We start from the raw sequence: 554 nt of genomic DNA, 5'->3' as shown, positions 1-554 counted from the left end.
AAAGTTTGGCTGCAATCGCCTTATTCATCATCATTGACGTCGTACCAGGATGGTCAGTGGCAGCAACGATATAGCCTTGTTGCGCCAACGCGTGTCCCAACCAAAGCTGATTGCGCCAATTACCACCAAATCCATGAGAGAGTACAACAAAGGGATGCGTGCCGGACTCTGGATGTACGTTTTCTTGTACGTCGACACCGAAAAAAGCCAAATTTTCACCTACTGATTTAACCGGTATATCACTCTGTGCAGCAGGATAAAGCACAGCGATATTAAGCATGCGTTCGGGGACATCATTTGTTAGAGCGAACTGACGAAACCCCACTTGAGAAGAAGCCAATGCTGCCGCACAGAACAGCCCTGCTCCGAACAAAAAACCAGTACGCCACACCATAATTTCGTTTCTCCTGTTTGAACGCGGGGAAATTGTGCCAGCAAATAGCCGAAATAAGAAAGTCAATGTCTCCAGGATGCTGCTAATTTCGATGCGGCTGAGGTGTAACACTTCCCACAAAGCACAATGTCATATCACTCTTTTTTATTGCACACATTCC

Annotated in this window: 1 pseudogene; it reads right to left on the bottom strand. The window is 46.6% G+C overall.

The annotated features are described in order from the left end of the window. A pseudogene (locus tag J5069_RS24025) lies at positions 1-394 on the bottom strand (dienelactone hydrolase); the annotation flags it as partial. Positions 395-554: the final 160 nt, after the last annotated feature.

It is taken from the genome of Candidatus Symbiopectobacterium sp. NZEC127, from assembly GCF_025962675.1.
Lineage (GTDB): Bacteria > Pseudomonadota > Gammaproteobacteria > Enterobacterales > Enterobacteriaceae > Symbiopectobacterium.
This window is presented reverse-complemented; position numbering and strand designations above follow the sequence as displayed.